6 protein-coding genes and 1 pseudogene are annotated in these 6,233 nt (G+C 64.3%); all 7 read left to right on the top strand.

The genetic code is table 11. The features are described 5' to 3' along the window. A pseudogene (locus ABLA28_RS09980) lies at window positions 1–256 on the top strand (sugar ABC transporter permease); the annotation flags it as partial. A 9-nt stretch (window positions 257–265) separates the two neighbouring features. After that, a complete protein-coding gene (locus ABLA28_RS09975; protein ID WP_347713535.1) occupies window positions 266–1,099 on the top strand; it encodes a carbohydrate ABC transporter permease in 834 nt (277 codons plus the stop codon). 2 nt (window positions 1,100–1,101) lie between these two features. Continuing rightward, window positions 1,102–2,124 (top strand): SIS domain-containing protein, encoded by a 1,023-nt coding sequence (locus tag ABLA28_RS09970; protein WP_299302146.1) that lies wholly within the window; start codon window positions 1,102–1,104, stop codon window positions 2,122–2,124. A gap of 7 nt (window positions 2,125–2,131) precedes the next feature. Further along, window positions 2,132–3,244: a sn-glycerol-3-phosphate ABC transporter ATP-binding protein UgpC gene (gene ugpC, locus ABLA28_RS09965; protein ID WP_314718555.1), complete on the top strand. Its 1,113-nt coding sequence runs from the start codon at window positions 2,132–2,134 to the stop codon at window positions 3,242–3,244. 308 nt (window positions 3,245–3,552) lie between these two features. Next, window positions 3,553–4,014, top strand: coding sequence for a UTRA domain-containing protein (locus ABLA28_RS09960; RefSeq protein WP_347713534.1), 462 nt, complete (start codon window positions 3,553–3,555; stop codon window positions 4,012–4,014). After that, on the top strand, window positions 4,014–4,736 hold the full coding sequence (locus ABLA28_RS09955; RefSeq protein ID WP_347713533.1) for a GntR family transcriptional regulator: 723 nt from the start codon (window positions 4,014–4,016) through the stop codon (window positions 4,734–4,736). The genes ABLA28_RS09960 and ABLA28_RS09955 overlap by 1 nt, the downstream gene beginning before the upstream one ends. Window positions 4,737–5,149: 413 nt before the next feature. Then, on the top strand, window positions 5,150–6,233 hold a 1,084-nt coding region (locus tag ABLA28_RS09950), incomplete at its 3' end, for a threonine--tRNA ligase (protein WP_347713532.1).

The raw sequence follows: 6,233 nt of genomic DNA, 5'->3' as shown, positions 1-6,233 counted from the left end.
GCCCCAGGTCAAGGACACGCTGGTGATGTGCGTGATCATCACCCTCATCGGAGGGTTCAAGGTCTTCGACGAGGTTTACGTCATGACGGCCGGCGGGCCGGGACGCAGCACGGAGGTGCTGGCCTCCTATCTCTACCGCGCGGGGTTCCGCAACGACGAGATGGGGCTGGCCTCGGCCATCGCCACGACGATCTTCGCCATCACCTTCACCATGACGCTCGTCCAGCTGCTGGCGTCGAAACGGCAGGAAAGTTAGGTCATCGCCATGATGCACGACAACCGATGGAGGGCGGGACACCTCCTCGTCCTCGGACTTCTCGCCCTCTACGCACTGCTCATCATCCTGCCGCTGGTCTGGATGGTCCTCAGCGGCTTCAAGGACAATCAGGGGCTCTTTCTGAACACCTGGGGGCTTCCTGAAAAATTTCTGTGGGAGAACTACGCGACCGCGTGGAGGGGCGGCGTGGGGCGCTATTTTCTGAACAGCATCATCGTCACGGGGACCTCGGTCTGCCTGACCCTCTTCATCAGCGCCTGCGCGGCCTTCGCCCTGAGCCGCTTCGAGTTTCGGGGGCAGGGAGTCCTGCTCCTCTTCGTCCTCGGAGGGCTCATGCTGTCCCCTCAGGTCAGCCTGATCCCGCTCTTCAGGCTGCTTCAAAGGCTGAAGCTCTACAACACCTATTGGGCCCTCGTCATTCCCTACGTCGCCTACCGGATCCCCTTCACCACCTTCCTGATCCGGTCCTATATGCTGTCGCTCCCAAGGGAGATAGAGGACTCCGCCTACATCGACGGCTGTTCCGCCTGGACGGTCTTCTACAGGATCATCCTTCCCATGAGCAAGCCCATCCTGGTCACGGCCGCCCTGTTCACCGCGATGAGCTGCTGGAACGAGTTCATGTTCGCCCTGGTGTTCATCGAGAGCGACAGCCTGAGGACCATCCCCATCGGCCTGATGGGGCTCAAGAGCAGTCTGCGCACCGAATGGACGATCCTCATGGCGGGGCTGACGCTTTCCGCCCTGCCCATGGTGGCTCTTTTCCTGATCTTTCAGAAACAGTTTATTCGAGGCATAACCTCGGGAGGAGTGAAAGGATAGCTATGAGTGATCTTCAGGCTCAACAGTCTCACCAGGAATACAGGGAAGTGCTCATGCGGGGCATCCGGGAGAGGGAGAACATCGAGGCGGCCATGAAGGAGATCACGAAGAAGCCGATCGACAGCGTCTTCTTCGTGGGCTGCGGCGGTTCCCTTGCGGTCATGTATCCGCTGCAGTATCTGATGGCCCTTCACACGGCGCTTCCCTCGGCCCCCTACAACTCCAGCGAGTTCCTGAACATGAAGCCCAAGGCGCTGACGGAGCGCTCCCTGGTGATCCTCTCGTCCTATACGGGGACGACGAAGGAGACCGTGGCCGCCGCGGAGCTGGCCCGCTCGAGGGGCGCCCGCACCATAGCCTTTGCCGGCAAGGCGGACACCCCGCTGGGCAAGACCGTGGACTACGTCTTCGCCAACGATGCGCCGTTCGGGGTCACGGACTCCAAGCTCATCATGCTCTATCAGATCGTCTTCTGCCTCCTGGACAAGCTGGGATACGGCATCGACTACGAGCAGGTGCAGAAGGAGCTGAGCCTTCTGCCGGAGGGGCTGATGCGCATCCGCGCCGCTGCCGGGGACGAGGCGCGGGAGTTCGCCGAGAAGAATCACGACCAGACCTTCTTCATGGTCACCGGGAGCGGCATCAACTGGGGCGAGGCTTACTCCTACGCCATGTGCATCCTCCAGGAGATGCAGTGGATTCCCGCCCAGTCCATCCATGCGGGGGAGTTCTTCCACGGGGCCTTCGAGATCCTCACGGAGGACACCAACCTGCTGATATTCCAGGGCGAGGACGAGACCCGGCCCCTCACCGAGCGCGTGGTCAAGTTTGCCGAACAGTACACCCGCAGGGCCCATCTGATCGACACGAAGAACTATCCTCTGGAGGGAATAGCCCCGGAGCGGCGCGGAATCTACGGCCCGTTCATCCTGCTGGCCGTGCTCGGCCGCTACAGCGACGCCCTGGCGGAGAGGAGAAACCATCCCCTCAAGACCCGTCGCTACATGGGCAAGGTGCCGTACTAGGAACGCCATGGCCAGTCTGGAACTGAAGGGGCTCAAGAAGGTCTATCCCGGGGGCGTCGTCGCCGTCAAGGACTTCAACCTGACCATCGACGACCGGGAGTTCATCGTGCTGGTCGGACCCTCCGGCTGCGGAAAGAGCACCACCCTGCGGATGATCGCCGGGCTCGAGGACATCAGCGAGGGGGAGCTCTACATCGACGGCGCCCTGGTGAACGGGCTCTGCCCCAAGGACCGGGACATCGCCATGGTGTTCCAGAACTACGCCCTCTACCCGCATATGACCGTCTACGACAACATGGCGTTCGGCCTGAAGCTCCGCAAGGTCCCCGGGGACGTCATCGAAAAGCGCGTGAGGGCGGCGGCGGAGATCTTGGGCATTGAGGACCTGCTGCACCGAAAGCCCAGGGCGCTCTCGGGGGGCCAGCGCCAGCGCGTCGCCCTGGGGAGGGTCATCGTCCGCGAGCCCCGGGTCTTCCTGATGGACGAGCCCCTCTCGAACCTGGACGCCAAACTGCGGGTCCAGATGCGTGCGGAGATCGCCAAGCTGCACAACCGCCTGAAGACGACCTTCATCTACGTGACCCACGACCAGACCGAGGCCATGACGATGGGGACCCGCATCGTCATCATGAACGGCGGGGAGATTCAGCAGATAGACGCCCCCAAGGCGCTGTACGACCGGCCGGTCAACATGTTCGTGGCCGGCTTCATCGGAAGCCCTCAGATGAACTTCCTCCCCGGGACGGTCGTCGAGGAGGATGGGGTCCTTCAGATCCGGCTCCCGGACGGCAGCGTCCTGGGGGTCTCCGAGGAGCGGGAACGAAAGCTGAAGGAGGGGGGCTACGTGGGCAGGGAGGTCGTGGCCGGAATCCGCCCCGAAAGCCTTCACGAGAGCGAGGTCAACCCCCTCACGAAGAGATTTTCCCGCCTTCGCTCCACCGTGGAGGTGGCGGAGCTCATGGGGTCCGAGACGCTTCTCTACTCCACGCTCTTCGGCCGGCAGGTCGTGGCGCGGGTCGTCCCGGATACGGAGAAGACGGTGGGGGACGAGGCCGAGTTCCACGTGCACTGGAACCGCATCCACGTCTTCGACAAGGATACGGAACGGAACATCCTGTAGCGGGAGCGGGAGAGAGGGAGTCGGGAGGCTGACGGACCATTAAGGAGATCACGCCTTTCGAGAGAGCGAAGGAGCGGCTCCTCTGCCTTCTCGAGGAATCCGACCCGGCGCGTGGAGGCCGGCTTCCCAGCGAGCGGGAGATCTGCGGCGCCCTGAACGTCCACCGGGAGACGCTGCGGCGGGCGCTCTTCCTTCTGCGCCTCGAGGGGAGGATCGCCAGCCGCGTCGGGTCGGGGCATTACGTCGAAAGACGCAGGCTCGAAAAGGACCTGACGGACCTTCTGTCGTTCACCCAGTGGGGCCGCTCGATGGGGAAGGAGCCGGACTCCGTGGTCCTGAGGTCCGGTTCCTTCGAGGCCCCGAAGTCCGTGAGCAAGTTCCTGCGGGTTCCCCTGGGGACGTCCATTTTTCATGCCGTGAGGCTTCGCCGGCTCGATGGGGAGCCCCTGCTTCTGGAGTACGTTTACCTCAGCGAGGCGGCCTTTCCCGGAATCTCCGACCGAACCCTCTCCTCGAGTTCCCTGTACTCGGTCCTCGAGGAGGAATACGGCGCGGACCTGTCCGTCGGACAGGAGACGATAAGCGTTACCTACGTGGACGCGTGGGAGGCGCGGCATCTGCGGGTCTCCGAGGGGAGCCCCGCTTTTTTTGTCCGCTCCGTCGTCACCGATGGCGGGGGCACGCCCGTCGAGTACTGCAAGAGCGTCATACGGAGCGACAGGATTCGTCTCATCTATCACAACGCCGCCTGCCGCGAGGAAGAAGCCTGATGCCCAGGGACGAAGGGTTTCCGAGCTACAGAGCCCAGCTCCGGGAGGTGCTGCGGGCGAAGATCGAGGAGGGGGAGTATCCGCCGGGGACAGCGATCCCCTCCGAGAACGAGCTGGCCGCGGCCTATGGCCTGAACCGCCGGACGGTCCGGGAGGCCGTCGCCCTCCTGGTCCGAGAAGGGCTGCTGAGGAGCGTCGCGGGGAAGGGCGTCTACGTGAGGCTGAAGGCGGAGACCCGCCTGGGCGAGGGGGAGTTCGGCTTTCGGCTCCGGGAACCGCACCGGCTGAGACGGCAGGTCCTGAAAAAGGCGCTTCGTGCCGCGGGGCCCTATTACGGGAGGAAGCTGGCCGTCCCTGCGGACGATCCGCTCTTCCACGTCAGGCAGCGCGTCCTGGAGGGGAGCCAGCCCCTCTACATCGAGGAGTTCTACCTGCCCCGGGAGGTCTTTCCGGGCATCGAGGGGATCGAGTTCATGGCGTTCTCCGTCCTGGAGGTCTTTCGCTACTACGGCAGGACATCGTTCAGGACGGAGCAGAGCCTGGAGATCGTCCCCGTGGACCCCGGGGACGGGAAACTGCTGGGGCTGTCGGAGGGCGACCCCATCCTGCTCCTGGAACGCCGGGACTTTGACGAGGCCGGACGCCCCCTTGCGTTCTTCCGCTACCGGACGCGGGGCGACGTCTGCGACCTGAGGGTGAGCTTCCGCAGAGCGCCGAAATAGGGCGGGGCCCTTGAGCCCCGTCGTTTCCCCGTGCTTTCCCCTTGCCGAAAGGCGTGTTTGGTGGTATCCTGTCACGCATTATCGATATCGAGTGAGTCGCGATGAAGAGGACGAGTAACCTCACCGGAGGGCTTTTTCTGCCCCGAGGAGGAGACGCACAGAGAGGCGGAGCCGCTGGCTGAGAGTTCCGCCGCGTCGGACGAGGCGAAGACCCCCTCCGAGCGGACGCCGAGGCCGTACATCGGGATAAGGCGTCGGGGCCCCGCCCCATACAGCGGGTTCGAGAGCCGGAGGCCGCCGGGCGGCCATGCCGGAAATGGAGTGGAACCGCGACACGAATGCGCCCACGTCGTCTCCATGTTTGTGGAGACAACGTGGGCTTTTTTTATTCCAAAATTTTGGGGGGATGGATTATGCTGCGTTTTGAGGGTAACAATGGGAAGGTCTGCGAGTTCGACCGGGGATCGGTCAAGGTGTCCGAGGCGCTGGCCGGGTTGGGTCAGGAGAAGAAGGCTCTGGCCGGGAAGCTGAACGGCGAGCTGCTGGACCTGGAGCGGGAGGTCTCGACCGGGGGGACGCTCGAGCCCGTTCTGGCGGGCTCGGAGGAGGGGCTCTCCATCCTGCGCCACTCCTGCGCGCACCTGATGGCCCAGGCCATCGAGAACCTCTATCCCGGAACGCACTTCGGGATCGGGCCCTGCATCAAGGACGGCTTCTACTACGACGTGGACGTCGCCGGGGCGGTGATCACGGAGCAGGACCTGCCCGCCATCGAGGCGGAGATGCGCCGCCTCGCGGGGGCGGCGGAGCGGGTCGAGCGGGTGGAGATGGGGCGGGACGAGGCGCTGAGGTTCTTCGGGGACCGCAGCGACCCCTACAAGGTGGAGCTGATTACGGACCTGGATGTCCCGGGCGTCTCGCTCTACCGGCAGGGGAACTACGTGGACCTGTGCCGGGGGCCCCACGTCCCCGACACGTCCTGGCTGCGCCACTTCAAGCTGCTCTCCGTCGCGGGGGCCTATTGGCGCGGCAGCGAGAAGAACAAGATGTTGACCCGCGTCTACGGCACGGCCTTCGCCACGCCGGACGAGCTGAAACAGCACCTGAAGCGCCTGGAGGAGGCGAAGCTGCGCGATCACCGCAAGCTGGGGCGCGAGCTGGACCTTTTCAGCCTCCACGACGAGGGGCCGGGCTTCCCGTTCTTCCACCCCAAGGGGATGGCCATCCTGAATGCGCTCACCGACTTCTGGCGTCGGGAGCACCTGAAGCGCGGCTACGTGGAGATCCGCACGCCGCTGATCCTGGACCGTTCGCTGTGGATTCAGTCCGGGCACTGGGACCACTACAAGGAGAACATGTACTTCACCGAGATCGACGAGAAGCCCTTCGCCGTCAAGCCGATGAACTGTCCCGGCGGCATCCTGGTCTACAAGACGCAGCTCCGCAGCTACCGCGACCTGCCGCTGCGCATGGCGGAGCTGGGCACGGTCCATCGGC

Source organism: uncultured Fretibacterium sp. (assembly GCF_963544685.1).
In the GTDB taxonomy this organism is placed as follows: Bacteria; Synergistota; Synergistia; order Synergistales; family Aminobacteriaceae; genus CAJPSE01.
The sequence above is the reverse complement of the archived record's forward strand: the minus strand, read 5'-3'. Positions and strand labels throughout refer to the sequence as shown.